At 66.5% G+C, this 13,600-nt stretch carries 14 protein-coding genes; 8 read left to right on the top strand and 6 right to left on the bottom strand.

The window, feature by feature from the left end:
• Positions 1-192: 192 nt before the first annotated feature.
• Positions 193-702, bottom strand: coding sequence for a DUF6069 family protein (locus ACTWPT_RS54460; RefSeq protein ID WP_443185447.1), 510 nt, complete (start codon positions 700-702; stop codon positions 193-195).
• A 316-nt stretch (positions 703-1,018) separates the two neighbouring features.
• Here ACTWPT_RS54460 and ACTWPT_RS54455 point away from each other — a divergent pair, with 316 nt between their 5' ends.
• The 4 genes from ACTWPT_RS54455 (at position 1,019) to ACTWPT_RS54440 (ending at position 4,065) form a co-directional block, all read left to right on the top strand.
• A complete protein-coding gene (locus ACTWPT_RS54455) occupies positions 1,019-1,597 on the top strand; it encodes a PadR family transcriptional regulator (protein ID WP_443185446.1) in 579 nt (192 codons plus the stop codon).
• Entirely contained in the window at positions 1,590-2,516 is a 927-nt protein-coding gene (locus ACTWPT_RS54450; protein ID WP_443185445.1) for a TIGR01777 family oxidoreductase, read from the top strand. Before ACTWPT_RS54455 ends, ACTWPT_RS54450 begins: the two co-directional genes overlap by 8 nt.
• Before the next feature lie 232 nt (positions 2,517-2,748).
• Complete coding sequence (locus ACTWPT_RS54445) at positions 2,749-3,684, top strand: ISL3 family transposase (protein ID WP_443185444.1); 936 nt, start codon at positions 2,749-2,751, stop codon at positions 3,682-3,684.
• 45 nt (positions 3,685-3,729) lie between these two features.
• On the top strand, positions 3,730-4,065 hold the full coding sequence (locus tag ACTWPT_RS54440) for a transposase (RefSeq protein ID WP_443185443.1): 336 nt from the start codon (positions 3,730-3,732) through the stop codon (positions 4,063-4,065).
• A gap of 185 nt (positions 4,066-4,250) precedes the next feature.
• On the opposite strand, the gene ACTWPT_RS54435 is transcribed toward ACTWPT_RS54440, so the two are convergent.
• From ACTWPT_RS54435 to ACTWPT_RS54425, 3 genes are all read right to left on the bottom strand, one after another.
• On the bottom strand, positions 4,251-4,715 hold the full coding sequence (locus tag ACTWPT_RS54435; protein WP_443185442.1) for a hypothetical protein: 465 nt from the start codon (positions 4,713-4,715) through the stop codon (positions 4,251-4,253).
• Between the two features lie 359 nt (positions 4,716-5,074).
• Positions 5,075-6,118: a hypothetical protein gene (locus ACTWPT_RS54430; RefSeq protein WP_443185441.1), complete on the bottom strand. Its 1,044-nt coding sequence runs from the start codon at positions 6,116-6,118 to the stop codon at positions 5,075-5,077.
• A gap of 64 nt (positions 6,119-6,182) precedes the next feature.
• Positions 6,183-6,458, bottom strand: a complete 276-nt coding sequence (locus ACTWPT_RS54425) for a hypothetical protein (protein ID WP_443185440.1) — start codon at positions 6,456-6,458, stop codon at positions 6,183-6,185.
• A 273-nt stretch (positions 6,459-6,731) separates the two neighbouring features.
• Here ACTWPT_RS54425 and ACTWPT_RS54420 point away from each other — a divergent pair, with 273 nt between their 5' ends.
• Together ACTWPT_RS54420 and ACTWPT_RS54415 are read left to right on the top strand one after the other, a co-directional pair.
• The gene (locus ACTWPT_RS54420) at positions 6,732-7,217 is read left to right on the top strand and encodes a hypothetical protein (RefSeq protein ID WP_443185439.1); all 486 of its coding nucleotides are present in this window, start codon (positions 6,732-6,734) and stop codon (positions 7,215-7,217) included.
• Positions 7,218-7,817: 600 nt separating this feature from the next.
• On the top strand, positions 7,818-8,291 hold the full coding sequence (locus tag ACTWPT_RS54415; protein ID WP_443185449.1) for an IS5 family transposase: 474 nt from the start codon (positions 7,818-7,820) through the stop codon (positions 8,289-8,291).
• Between the two features lie 19 nt (positions 8,292-8,310).
• On the opposite strand, the gene ACTWPT_RS54410 is transcribed toward ACTWPT_RS54415, so the two are convergent.
• The gene (locus ACTWPT_RS54410) at positions 8,311-9,111 is read right to left on the bottom strand and encodes an SDR family NAD(P)-dependent oxidoreductase (protein ID WP_443185438.1); all 801 of its coding nucleotides are present in this window, start codon (positions 9,109-9,111) and stop codon (positions 8,311-8,313) included.
• A gap of 246 nt (positions 9,112-9,357) precedes the next feature.
• Here ACTWPT_RS54410 and ACTWPT_RS54405 point away from each other — a divergent pair, with 246 nt between their 5' ends.
• Positions 9,358-10,374, top strand: a complete 1,017-nt coding sequence (locus ACTWPT_RS54405) for a sigma-70 family RNA polymerase sigma factor (RefSeq protein WP_443185437.1) — start codon at positions 9,358-9,360, stop codon at positions 10,372-10,374.
• Positions 10,375-10,620: 246 nt separating this feature from the next.
• Here ACTWPT_RS54405 and ACTWPT_RS54400 read toward each other — a convergent pair whose 3' ends face one another.
• Positions 10,621-12,462 (bottom strand): cellulose binding domain-containing protein, encoded by a 1,842-nt coding sequence (locus tag ACTWPT_RS54400; protein WP_443185436.1) that lies wholly within the window; start codon positions 12,460-12,462, stop codon positions 10,621-10,623.
• A gap of 686 nt (positions 12,463-13,148) precedes the next feature.
• Here ACTWPT_RS54400 and ACTWPT_RS54395 point away from each other — a divergent pair.
• Entirely contained in the window at positions 13,149-13,454 is a 306-nt protein-coding gene (locus tag ACTWPT_RS54395; protein WP_443185435.1) for a hypothetical protein, read from the top strand.
• Positions 13,455-13,600: the final 146 nt, after the last annotated feature.

The raw sequence follows: 13,600 nt of genomic DNA, 5'->3' as shown, positions 1-13,600 counted from the left end.
TGACTGTGCCCGGCTCCGTCAAGGTAGTCATGAGGAACGTCCTTCTCGGCTCCGTCGGGGCGCCCCTCCTGGGCGGCCTCTCACCCCCACTACGAACACCCCCGACCCGATCCGACACCGCCCACAAGAATTTCGTCGAGATCTTCCGGCGCGGGTGTCGTTAGCGAACCGACCACGGTGGTGTGGAGGCACCTACGCACGCTTCTCAGCCGCGTGCGACAGCTGGAGATGTCGCGGCGCTCTCCGGATCGCCCACGTCAGGCCCGGTATGACGATCGCCGCTGCCCGTACATGATCACCCGCGAGCAGGAGCCTGGCCGATGTAGTCGTGTGGCTCGCAGCAAGCTGGAGCGCGAACCAGACCGTGGTCAGCGCGAGTGCGACCCGGACGAAGGTCTGCCGCGGCCGGGCGGGTCGACGCACAACACCTACCGCAAGGACGGATCCGAGTGCGGTGCACAGGACGACGCCGAACCGGAATAGGCCGGCCGGGACGGCGTCTGCATTGGCGTTGGCGTGCGACTTTCCGGGATCTCCGGCATGGAACGGCCCGTAGGTCGCGGTAACGATGGCTTCGTAGCAGAGGAGGCAGCCGGCACCGATGGCTCCGGCCAACAGCCCGCCGAGCAGTACGGCACGAGTCGCGGCCGGTCGACAACAGGCCGCGTCTCTACAGCCGCCGCAACTCCGAAGTAGTTTCACTCTGCGTGAAGCTACTGTCACGGGAGTGACGTTGTCGTCCGTGCTTTCCCGCGCCCGGGCGAGCCAGCGGCCGAGGCTACGGCTGCCTACTGTCGATGATGATCAAGCGTAGGCGGCAACCAAGTCGTTGCTCCGTGTCAGGTGGCTTTGCGGGCTCTTCGAAGTTAGGCGGGGTTAAGGTACCTGCGGTTCTTGCGGGTTGTGGTGGCGCAGCGCGTGCGGAGCCGCTGACTCCTCAGCGGTCCGGCGGGATCCGTCGTCCACGTTCAAGGCATGGCTGTTGCTCATGTGCAACTACTCGTGTTTGACTAGTCTCGTGAGTTCGATCAGATTGTTCATTCTCGGCGAACTGGCCCGCAAAGGCCCGATGCACGGCCACCAGATCCGCCGGGCGGCGCAGCTCGACCACATCGACGTGTGGACCGACGTCAAGCCCGGCTCCCTGTACGGCGGGCTGCGGCGGATGACGGCTGAAGGGCTGGTACAGCAAGTGCGTACCGAGCGTCCGGGAGGACACCCCGAGCGCACCGTGTACGAGATCACCCAGGAGGGCCGTCACGAGCTGGAAATCCATCGATCCGCGGCGCTTCGCGACGCCCGGCTTCGTCCCGACCCGGTCGATCTCGCGCTGACGCACGCGCAGGACATGGCCGCCGACTCTGTACTCGCCGCGGTACAGGAACGCCGAGACTCGCTGGAACACCAGCGGCAATCACAGCTGCGCCTGCGCGATCAGGCCGAGCCCTATCTCACCGACCTCGAACGGCTGATATTCGACCACAGTCTGCGGCGCCTGGGTGCCGAGTTGGACTGGCACGACCAGTTGCTCAGCCACCTCCCCAAGGTGCTCGCCACCGGCGATCAGGAAGCGAACGATGGGAGCCGTCATGGGTGACCGCATTGCTGTCACCGGCGCGACCGGGCTGGTCGGGCGCGCGGTTGTCGCGGACTTGATCACGCGCCACCATGAGGTCGTGGTGCTGGCCCGTGACCCCGGCCGTGCCCGTAACGCCATCCCCGGCGCCGCCGATTACGTGGCCTACCAGCAGGAGCACGAGGGCGACTGGGCACGCTTACTGACATCGGTCGACGCCGTGGTGAACCTCGCCGGCGCACCGCTGTTCCGCCCCTTCACCGGACGCAGATACTTCCGAAAGGTGACCCGCCAGCGGGTGGAGGGAACCCGCCACCTGGCCGCGGTCCTGCGCTCGGCCGCACGACCGCCCCGCCTGCTCATCAATGCCTCATCTGTTGGTGTCTACGGATTCGGCCCACCCTCAGACGAGGTGGTCGAGGAGGACACGGCACCACTGCAGGGCCGGCACGCACCGGGGTCGCTGGCGTGGGAAACCGAGGCATCGCAGGTCGCACCTTCCACCCGGGTGGTGCTCCTGCGGATGGGATACGTGCTGTCCGCGGACGGCGGCGGACTTCCGTACCAGCTTCAGCAGGCGCGCAATGGCAAGGCCGCCTACTTCGCGCCCGGGACGCAATGGCTGCCGTGGATCCATCTTGCCGATGTCGTGAACTTCGTCGCCCACGCCCTGGCTGAAGAACACTGGCGCGGCGCCTACAACCTGGTCGCGCCCCAGGAGGTACAGAGCCGGCAGTTCTCCGAGACACTGGCCGGGGTAGTGCAGGCGGATCCGCCGAGGCCGACGCCGGCCGTGCTGGCGCGCTTGTTCGTCGGAGCCGGCGCCGACATCATCCTGGGCGGCCGACGGGTCGTCCCCGCACGGCTGACGCAGGCCGGATACAAGTTCATCCATCCGGACCTGCACGGCGCCGTGCAAGCCTGCGCCCAAGCCGGGTAGCAAAGTCCCGCGTGCGCGGAGAGCATCCTCCGATCAACGTGTGGAGCTCTCACAGTCACGTCGCCCCCGCCTGCGTGAGATCGTCCACACGAGAGGCGCACCCCATTCGGGCTCTTCGAACTTGATCAGGGTTTGAGGTCCCGCCGGGCCCAGGAGGCTTGAGAGAGCTCGTGGCTCTCAGTGATCCTTCTTGTTGTCGAGGCAAGAAGATCACAACAGAGAAGCCACGAGCATGATCAACGATACGACGCTGCTGCTCGGCCTGGACGGGGTGACCGTCACCAGGGTCGTCGCCGCAGGCGAGGAGCCACAGGATGGGCCGGTGGTGCACCTGGCCACCGACGATGAACGGGCCAGATTCTGCCCGCAGTGCGGGGTCGCCGCAGTCCGGATGAAGGAATGGGTGACCACCCGCCCGCGTGACCTGCCGGTCGGCGGGCGGCGGTGTACGTTGCGCTGGCGCAAACGCCGCTGGCGCTGTGACCAGGCGTCTTGCCCGCGCCAGACATTCACCGAACAGGTGCCGCAGATCCCCGCACGCTCCCGGCTGACTCGGCGATTACGCCAAGCCAGCGGTGCCGCCGTGGGAGATGGCGGGCGAACGGTGATCCATTCGGCGCGGGATCACGGGGTGTCCTGGCCGATCGTCTCGGCCGCTTTCACCGAGCACGCTCATCGGGTCCTGCCCGCCCAGCCCGAGCTCGTCACCGTGCTGGGCATCGATGAAGTCCGCCGCGGCCGGCCGCGCTGGATGCTGGACGAGGCCACCGGCACGTGGACGGCGGCGGTGGATCGCTGGCACACCGGGTTCGTGGATCTGTCCGGCGAGCAGGGCCTGCTCGGCCAGGTCGAGGGCCGCACCATCGCCGCCGTGACCGGCTGGCTCAACCAGCGTGACCCGGCTTGGCGGCAGCAGGTGGCCTTCGTCGCGATCGATATGTGCACCATCTTCAAAGCCGCCGTACGCGCCGTGCTACCGCAGGCCACGCTGGTGGTCGACCACTTCCACATCGTGCAGTTGGCCAACCAGGCCCTCACCGAGGTCCGCCGCCGTGTCACCGTCCAGATCCGCGGCCGACGCGGGCGCAAAGGCTACCGCGAGTGGGAACTGCGCAACCGGCTCCGCAGCCCGGATGCACGGCTCTCAACTGGATCCGATGGTCGATGACCTGCATGCCCTGCCCGCACGGCTGGGCAGACCGATTCTGACCGCGTGGAACGCCAAGGAAGATCTTCTGGACCTGCTCGCCCTGGCCGCACTCACCCCGACCGGAGCGTCATCGCCGACCGGCTGTATCGCTTCTACGACCGCTGCGCCGCCTCCGGCCTGCCCGAACTCGAACGCCTGGCCACCACCATCGAGACCTGGTGGCCCGAGATCCTGGCCTTCATCCAGACCGGCATCACCAACGCCGACTCCGAAGGCACCAACCGCGTCATCAAGACCACCGCCCGAGACGCCTACGGCTTCCGCAATCCCGAGAATCAGCGTCTACGCACCCGATGTGCCACCACCCGCCGCGGCCGTGGATATCTCAACCCCGCTTAACTTCGAAGAACCGCTTTGCGGCAGGGCTGGTGCAGTGCTTTGACAGGGACGCGAGATCACGTAGTTGATGGTGCACCGCCGACCGTTACCGATGATATGTCCATCCCCTGCCATTCTGAAAAGAAGCAACACAGGAGCACTTTCTGATGTAAACGATCATCCCGGAATTCACCGTGAACCCGACGCTAATCAATGCGCGAGAAGTCCGCGATCCAGTTCGTTTCCCATGTCGCGCCCTGATCGGTGGAGAACGCCTGCTCCCACCGGCAGGAGACCGCAGTGATCTGGGACCACAGATATCGCACCTTGATCTGCTTGCCGTCGTAGAGTTCGTCCGCAGTGAAGACGCCGCGCCCGTCGTCCCCGAAACGGCCGACGACGGGTGGCAGGGACAACAGGCCGGTCTTGCTGCCGGCCCAGTAGAGAGACCATTCGTCGCGTGTCCTGTCGTAGAGGCGCAGCGTCACACCGCCGGATCCCAGTTCCGGGAATGTAACCTCATCGAAGTTCCCCGCGCCATCGAGGACGTTCCAGCATTCAGTGGTCCCGGTGAACTCGTACCACTCGGCGCTGCCGGCGAGCACTTCACGCAGGCGCCGCTGCTTGGAGGTCCAGGTGCCTACGAAGAAGTCGAAGCTGTTGGTGTTCACGGCCCAACGCTAACGATCTCTACTGACATCTACTGTCAGTGATAAGAAGCCTTCAACGTGATCACTTCTAAACCCGTCCGGGTTTGATGGACAGCCGCGCATGCAGCCATAGGACCATGATCACGGGATATATGCGGGATGATCTTGACCGCACTCCCCCAGGTCAGACACTGCTTCGGGGTCATCCACGGCCTCCAGCAGCCTCACGACCGCAGGAATACGGAACCGGACCCCGTCTCGGCTGCCCCCGGCCCGCCGAAGCGACGGAGACGCCCTTGGCCACCGCCGCCAGATGCGCGTATCTCTCGAGATCGCGCACAACGGCCGCCACCTCATGCCCGCGCACGACCAGCTTGTGGCTATAGCCAGTTGTCGTCCATGTCCACGTAGTACGCGACCGCGTACAGCACTCGCTGGCGCTCGTCGTCGTCCTCGTCCAGATGGGTGAGTCCCGCCAGCCGGGCAGTTTCCCTTGCCACGGTTGGGAGGGGGCGGCTCGTTCCCAGGGGGCACATCAGGGTCTGGGCGGCCTTGTCTTGCAGGAGCAGCCGGCCGTGCTCGGTGTCGTGGCCGGGATGCATGCCGCCCGTCCCGTCGAAGACGGCCCGGGCCTGCTCCTGCAGACTCCGGCTGAGCGTGTGCAGCTCACGGCCCGCTGCCCGGGCGCGTTCGGAGTTCCACTCGCGCTCGGCGATCAGGCGCAGGGCCTCCTCGACGAGGGGATCGTCGAGGCCGGTCGTGGCGACCACGAGCTCGGCGGCATAGGCGATGACCTCTGGCAGGATGTCCTCGGCGGGATCGGCAACGATGGCCGCGAGCCGCGCGTCCCCAGCCACGGCAGCCCTCATGTCCGCGTCCAGCCGGAGCGGCGGCCGCCTCTGGACGGGTGCGGGCGTGAAGGCAAGATGCGGGCGGGCCAGCCAGGCACGGTCCAGGCGGAGACCTGAGAGCTCCTCCCCCTGGGCCAGCGCAGCGGCCAGCCAGTCCCGCCGCCATTCGTCCTCGCTCACCCGGTTGGCCCAGGCCCGTTCCGCGCCTTCGAGGTCCAGGGGATCGAAGGCGCTGACGATCTCGCCCGCGCGTGCGTAAGAGACGACGACGTCGTGGTTTACGGTCCACCGGAGGCCGTAGACCTCCTGGCCCGCGCTCAGGACCGGCTCATTCATGCCGTGACAGGTGAACGGCTCCATGAGGAGCGTCCAACTGCCGTACCGCGCGGCGAGCACGTCCTCGCCGGAGTCCTCGTCGATCAGGTCGGTCCAGGTTTCCTCCGACGCCTCGGCCGGATCGGCACCCAACGCGTGGATGACCTGTTCCAGGTCGTCGGTCCTGATCCAGGTGAGGCACGCCTGTTCGGGGAGGTAGGAGTGCGCGTCCGTGTAGGCGTCGAAATACTGGCTCATCGTCGTTCTGCTTCAGTCTTCCGGTAGGGGGCGGGGGTGGGGCGGTGTGTCGCCGCCCCACCCATCATCTGATCAGTTTCCTGGTCCCGGCGGGCCCACGATGTTCGGGTCCGATGCCGTCCACGGTGCAGTCGTTGGAGTCCAGCACCTCGTCCGGGAACGGGTTGGTCACCACGACCCCGGGTGCTCCGCTCACAGGTCTGGATTGCCCGGCCAGCTTGATGTCGACCCAGAATGGCGATCGTTCCCTGATGCGGTTGCGCTGGTAGCACACGCCCAGGCGGGATCCGAACGAGCAGTTGTCCTTCACGGCGATGAGCCTGACTGAGTAGTCATGCACCGTCGAAGCGGCCGGGGATCCAGCGGGCAAGCACGTGCCGATGAACACGCATATGTGTACTCGATGCCGCGTAGGCGTTCGCGGACCCGCAGTAGGGCGGCGAGATGGCCGCTGACGGGCGACGCGCTCCCGCATCCCCGCCGTGATCACCAAGGGGATGTGGGACCTGCTCAACCGCTGAGTCGGCTGGCAGCGAACTATCCACCGGCGGGCGGCGTCTCAGAGAGGGGCATATCAACAAACTGCTGGAGAAACGGGGCGATGGGGATGAACATGACTCGACTGGTAGCGGCATTGGCGGTCGCCAGCGCGACGCTGGTGATCGCGAGCCCGGCAGGAGCCGTCGCCGCCACGTCGGGCGCCTTCGGCCCGTACGGCTACGGCGGCATCAAGCTGGGGATGACCGCCAAGCAGGCCAAGGCCACCGGCAAGATCGTGCTCAAGTGGCGCGACTACTGCTCCGGCTGGGACTACAAGGCCCACCGCAACGCCCGCAACGAGGTGGGGCTCTACATCTCCAAGAAGCGCGGTGTCGCCGTCATCTTCGCGCCGGCCGGGGTGCGCACCCCCAAGGGCATCAGCGTCGGCTCCACCCTCCGCCAGGTCAAGAAGGCCTACCCCGGCGTCAAAGAGGAGCCGAGCGGCTACTACGTCACCGTGCCCGGCAACCAAAAGGCGTACTACTACTTCGGCGTCAACCAACGGGACCGGGTCGAGCAACTCGGCCTCGCCCTCAAGAACCAGGACTGCGTGAACTGACTTCCCTCCGACCGCGCGCCTGGTCTGGAGATGTGTGTATTGGCTTCAACAGTGCAAATCAGCACCGCAACACTCCGCATCACCGACAGCCAGAGCGTACGCGGTCGGTGACCGATCTCAACCTGTCTTTGGTCAGAGAGTTGAAGATGGTCAGAGGCCGTCCTCTCGAGGGCGGCCCTCCCCGGCTAGGGGTGGTCGTCGTTCAGAAACGCCTGTAGAAGCGTGTAACCCGGCATTACGTCGCGTGGACGGATGCCAACGTCGAACAGCTCTGGGTCTTCGAAGACGGGTTCCCCCCGTCGGGTCGACGTGCATAGGCCACGCGACCGTAGTCGACACCGTCCGTTTGATCGAGGCTCATCCAGGTGATCACCTCCTGCTCTCCCTCACGGAGGGGATGATTCGACACAGCTCGCAGCGCGATCGTGCTCGGTGGCTTGAAAATCCATACTTGTGGAACTGCCAGCACCCAGCGGACTGCGCTGATCTCGCGTGCCTTAAATGCCGCTTGCGCGTCAAATGCGCTGGCTGACCTCTGGTCTCGAAGGTAGTCGTAGTCGCTGAGCACGAGGCGGTGCTCTCCCTGTAGGGCGACGCGGGCTGGGCCGCTCTCGGGGCGGGTTGACCACCAAGCTTCATCTGGCCGTGGAGCAGGGCCAGACGCTGTTATCGCTGATCATCGCTGCTGCTCAACGCGGGGATTCTCCCCAGTTCCAGCCCGTGCTGGAGCGGATCAGTGTGCCCCGACTGGGGCCGGGACGCCCACGCAAGCGCCCTGACAGGGTCCGTGCCGATAAGGCGTACGGCTCGCGCGCCAACCGTGCCTACCTGCGTAGGCGCGGCATCGCGTGCACAATCCCGGAGAAGTCCGATCAGATCCGCCACCGCAAGAACCGGGGCAACCGAGGCGGCCGGCCGCCCAGTTTCTGCAAGATCGACTACCGTGAGCGCTACGCCGTGGAATGTGGCATCAATCGGCTCAAGCGCCACCGGGCCGTCGCGACCAGGTACGACAAGCTCGCCGTCCGCTACGAGACCACCGGGACCATCGCCGCCATCAACGAGTGGCTGTGATCAACTTATGAGACAGTCCTTAGTCGTCGACCCTTCCCATGGTCAAGTTGACGGTGGTTCCGGTCATCCCGCCCGCCTTGTCGGAAGCCATGAAGACCGCCATGTTCGTCGTCTCCTCGAGCGTCATGAGCCGTCGTGTGTGGGTCGTGCTTGCGAGGAACTCTTGCCACTGTTCCCAGGTCATTCCTGATGCCTCGGCGCGAGGCTCGAAGGCTTCCTTGATCGTGCGTGTCTCCGGCATGGCGTATGGTCGCAGGCCGACCACGCGAATGCCCTGAGGTGCGAGTTCGGCCGACAGGTCTCGCGTGAGCGCCTCCTTGGCGGCCTGCGCAGGACCGTAGCCCCCCACCAAGGGGATGCCCGCCCGGGAGTGGACTGCGGTGACAGTCATGATCACCCCCGATTTGTTCGCAACCATGTGCCGCGCGGCCAGGCGTGCGGTCAGGAAGTACGAGTTGACCAAGGTTGTGACCGGCAGGGAAAACTGCCCGGCATCCAGGTCGGTCAGCGGGACCCCCAGAATCCCCGCATTGTAAGGACTCGGAATGCCTACCGCGTTGAACGAAATGTCGACGCGGCCTGCCTTGGCGATCATCGACTGCAGATGCCTGTCCACAGCCTGCTCGTCGAGAGCGTCGACCTGGGCCGCCTCGGCGGATCCGCCGGCGGCAACGATGTCCTTGGCGACAACCTCGACCGATGCCAGCTGATGCCCGGTGAGAAAGACCCTGGCGCCCTCGGAAGCAAAGGCGCGTGCAACAGCGCCGCCGATCCCGCCTCCGGCGCCATAAATCACCGCAACCTTGTCCTTCAGCATCATCTCTGGTTCCTCTCTGTGCCTGGGGGGCGTACCTGCCCCACATCGTGAGTTGAGACCGACGGCTGAAACTCATCTGGGCGTGGCTGCCTGATCGTCATCCGCCGACGTGCGGATCGTCAGAGCCGTCGATGATGTAGACGCCGCGATGTCGGGAAAGTGGGCGCCGGCCAACCGCCCAGTTCGCCCCTCGGCCGGCGTCCATACAGAAGGGAAGTACGAACAATGTGCGGGAGAGAGGTGGCCAGAGTGGAGTTGGTGACAGCCGACCTGATGTCAAGGGCGCGGGCTGGGGACGGCGAGGCGTTCCGGGCGCTGACCGAGCCGCACCGCGGCGAGCTGCAGGTGCACTGCTACCGGATGCTCGGATCCTTCCAGGACGCCGAGGACGCCCTCCAGGACACCCTGCTGGCCGCCTGGCGAGGCCTCGGCGGGTTCGAGGGGCGCGCCTCCATCCGCACCTGGCTCTACCGGATCGCCACCACCCGGTGCCTCGACGCGCGTCGGTCGGCCAGCCGACGCCCCGCCAAAGAGTGGGACGTGCCCAATGTTGAACCGCCCGAGCCGACCCGGCTCGGCGGAGTCGTGTGGCTCGAGCCATTTCCCGACGCCCTCCTCGAGGGGGCGATCGATGTGCTGCTTGGCCCCGAGGCTCGGTATGAGCAGGCCGAATCCATCTCGCTGGCCTTCGTGACCGCTCTTCAGGTCCTGCCGCCTCGCCAGGTCGCCGTCTTGATCTTGCGCGACGTCCTCGGATTCCGCGCGAGCGAGGTGGCCGATATGCTCGACTCGACCGTCGAGTCGGTCAACAGTGCCCTCAAGCGGGCCCGCGCCGGCCTGCGACGCAGCCAGTCGGCGGCCGCCGACCGCGAACCGGCTCCCGCTCTCGACTCACCCTCCGAGCAGGCGCTCGTGGCGAAGTTCGTCCGCGCCTACGAGTCCGGGGACCCGGACGCGCTGGTCGCCTTGCTCACCGACGATGTCTTCATCTCGATGCCGCCGATGCCGCTCGAATACCAAGGCCGCGACGTCGTGGCTCGTCTCTTCGCCAGCATCTTCGGCTCGGGCCGGAGGGTTGACCTCGTGCCGACGCGAGCCAATGGTCAGCCGGCGTTCGGGGCCTATCTGCGCGCCCCGACCGGCATCCGCCACGGGACCGGCCTGTTCGTCCTCACCCTCACCGGCGACCGGATCTGCGCCATGACCCGCTTCGACAACAGCGTGCTCCCATCGTTCGGACTGCCGCGATCGCTTCCTAGCCGATAGGCGGCTTCTACTGTTCATTGCCTGTGGCAACGGCGTCGTCGATGACCGGGCCGTTCGCTCGGTGCTCTCAGGCTGATCGCCGACATGTGCGCCGACCTGCACTATCGCCCTGCCGAGCAGGACATCGGGCGTGACTGGGCCAGTACACAGAGTACCGAGCATTCGCGCTTCAGCGGCAACGCCGCGCTGCTCGCGATGGGGCCGCCCACACCGGCGGGTGCCGGTGTGGGCGGCCTCGAATGTCGGTTACGCGCTGGTGCAGGTGTATCCGGATGGCAGGGCCGTGTTGCCGTCGGGACGGCTGGCCTGGAAGCCGAAGGTGGTGGTGCTGGCTCCGGGGGCCACCGTGCCGTTGAAGCTCACGTTCTTGGCCGTGACGGTCTGCCCGCTGGTGGTGACGGTGGCGTTCCACGAGCCGGTCAGCGCGTGCCCGGCCGGGAGCGTGAAGGTGACCGTCCAACTGGTGATCGTCGAGGTACTGGTATTGGTGATGGTCAGCGGCTGAATCACATAGCCGGTGCCCCACTGGGTCTGCACGGTCGGCGTGGCCGTGCAGGTTCCGGTGGTGCCGCCGCTGGTGGTGACCTGGACCGTGTCGGACACCGGCGAGAGGTTGCCGGCGGCATCCCGCGCACGGACCTGGTAGCGGTAGGTGGTGCTCGGGGTCAGGCCCGTGTCGCTGAACGAGGTCGTGGCCGAGGTGCCGACCTGGGCGAAGGTGCCGCCGGTGGCTCCGGGTGCGCGCAGGATGTCATAGCCGGTCACCCCGACGTCGTCAGTGGAAGCGGTCCAGGACAGGTTGGTGCTGCCGGCGGTGGTGCCGGAGGCCGCCAGCCCGGCCGGGGCGGTCGGTGGTGTGGTGTCGCCGCCGGTGGAGGCCGTGGTGAACGTGACGAACGCGGAGTTGGCCGACAGGTTGCCCGCGCCGTCCCGTGCTCGTACGTAGACCTGGTATTGGGTGTTGGCGGTCAGCCCGGTCAGGGTGATCGAGTTGGTGGTGGACTGGCCGAGTAGCGGGTCGGTGGGGGCGCCCGTTACGCGGTAGACGTTGTAACCCGCCAGGCCGGAGCCGCCCTGGTCGGTGGATGCCGTCCAGGTCAGGGTGGCGCTGGTAGCGGTCACGTTGGAGACGGCGGGAGTGCCCGGCGTGGTCGGCGGAGTGGTGTCGTTCGTGCTCTGGAACTGGTTGAAGAAGTTCCACACCACTCCCTTGGTCCAGGTCCGTGCGCCGTCGTCGGCGGTGGACCCATCCACTGGACCGGGGGTGTGACCCCCGTCGAACGCCGCCCATACGACCGGGTATCCGGATCGGCATCCCGAGTAGGCGGTGACAATGTGCGTCAGGCTGCCCTGTGCCGGCTCGGGGGGGTTTTGGGAAGTGCAACCGTTGTTCCTGACGAACCTGTCGCGCAGCGACCGGCCCTGCGAGATGTTAAGTACGTTGTCCCTGAGGCCGTGTAGCCCGATGTAGGCGATGGGCTGGGTGCCGCCGCTGCATCCGCTGAGCTGTGCGCCGGCGTAGACCGCGACCGCGCGGAAGACCGTCGCCCGGGCGCAGGCCAGGGCGTAACTCATGCCGCCGCCGTAGCTGAAACCTCCGGCGAACAGCTGCGTGGTGTCGACACACAGGTCTGCTTCGATCAGCCTGATCATGTCGTCGACGAAGGTCAGGTCTTGGCCGCCGGAATTGGCCCAGCCGTTGTTCAGGCCCTGGGGGGCGACGAAGATCGCGGTGTTGTTCGCCAGTTGCCTGAGCCCGTAGTAAGACCAGGTGAATCCGCTGCTCCCGCCCGAGTCGACGTCGTTGGCGGTGCCGCCGTTCCAGTGGAACCCGAAGATCAACCGGTAGGGGTTGTTGTTGTTGTAGTTGTCGGGAATTCTCAAGATGAAGGAGCGAGTCCCGCCGCCGCTCTGAATCGTCTGCGTGCCACTTCTGAGCGTTGGAGTCTTGCCGCATCCTGCCGTCGCCGCGGCGGCGCTCGCCGCGCGTGACGTGGTTTCGCTGCTGCTCAGCGCCGTACCACCGGTGGCCACCACGAGAAGCGCCGCGACCATGACAGCGGCGAAGAGGGATTTACGCCGCAACATCACTCACCTGCCTGTGGCACCGCCGAGAGGGGCGGTGCAAGGGCCTCGGTTAGCGTTAACATGAGGTTTGATCAGTCCTCTCATCCGTGCAGACCTGGTGGCGGTTGAAGGGCGTGACGGGAAGAATCGTGTGATCGTTAACATCGCTTCGCCGCGCCTACCCTCCGCCGATGGGTGGTGGTGCGACGGAGCAAATACGAGGCGTGCAGGTCCCGTCAAGGCGTGGCCCGCTCCTCTGTCCGGACGAGCGGCGACCCATGCCCCGCTTGCTGGCACGTATCGAATCGTTCCCCCGGAAACATCCTGAAAGTTTCAGGGCAACAAGCGTGCTACACCTGGACGACGCCGAGGCTCCCAGAAAGCCATGAGGTTGCGATCCAACCTTTCCCCAGTCCCTGGCCGCGCTGCTTCCAATGGCCCCGAAACTCCTTGAACATCGACGGACGATTTTCGATCGTATCGAACCGATTCGCTTCCCGGGCCTTGACAGGGGTAGGCGCGGTTTTCAGAATGACTCCCGGGCGGCCTCCTCCTGCCGGAGTCCGGTGGTGGATGGCAGGGGCCGCGCCGTTCAGGGACGGATCCTTCGGCGCGGCCGTCACCCGCTCTCGGTGTCTCCACCGCTAACGGCGCCTGAGGTGCGGATGGCAGGTCCCGGCATCCCCACCCATATCCAAGAGATTGACATGCCAGTCCGGCACAACACGCCGCGCCCGGCCCCGGCGCTCGTGCTCGCCCTGCTGGCCGCCGGGCTATCCCTGGTGGGCATCGCTCCCGCGCGGGCGGACGCGGCGATCACGATCAACGGCGGCTCGGCCGGCCGTACGTTCGACGGCGTCGGCGCCCAGCGGCGGCGGCAACAGCCGCCTGCTCATCGAGTGACCGCTCTACCTGGAGGTCACTGGCCCGTGGATGATGCGGTGGACGGTGGAGCGTCCGACGCTGTACACGGTGGCCAGGTCGGCCAGGGACGCCTCGCCCTCGGCATATGACCGGCGGACGAAGCGCCGGGCAGGCTGGTGAGGATCTCGTTGGCCTCGGCCATGTTGCGGGGGACCCGGTCGAACTTGGTCACGGTGAAGACGCTGCCGTCCCACGCGGCGGCGAGGGACCTGGTTGGCTGTGTCGGTGCCGTACG

Source organism: Nonomuraea sp. 3N208 (genome assembly GCF_052245935.1).
Taxonomy (GTDB): domain Bacteria; phylum Actinomycetota; class Actinomycetes; order Streptosporangiales; family Streptosporangiaceae; genus Nonomuraea.
Note: the sequence above shows the minus strand (reverse complement) of the source record. Positions and strands in the feature narration are given on the sequence as shown.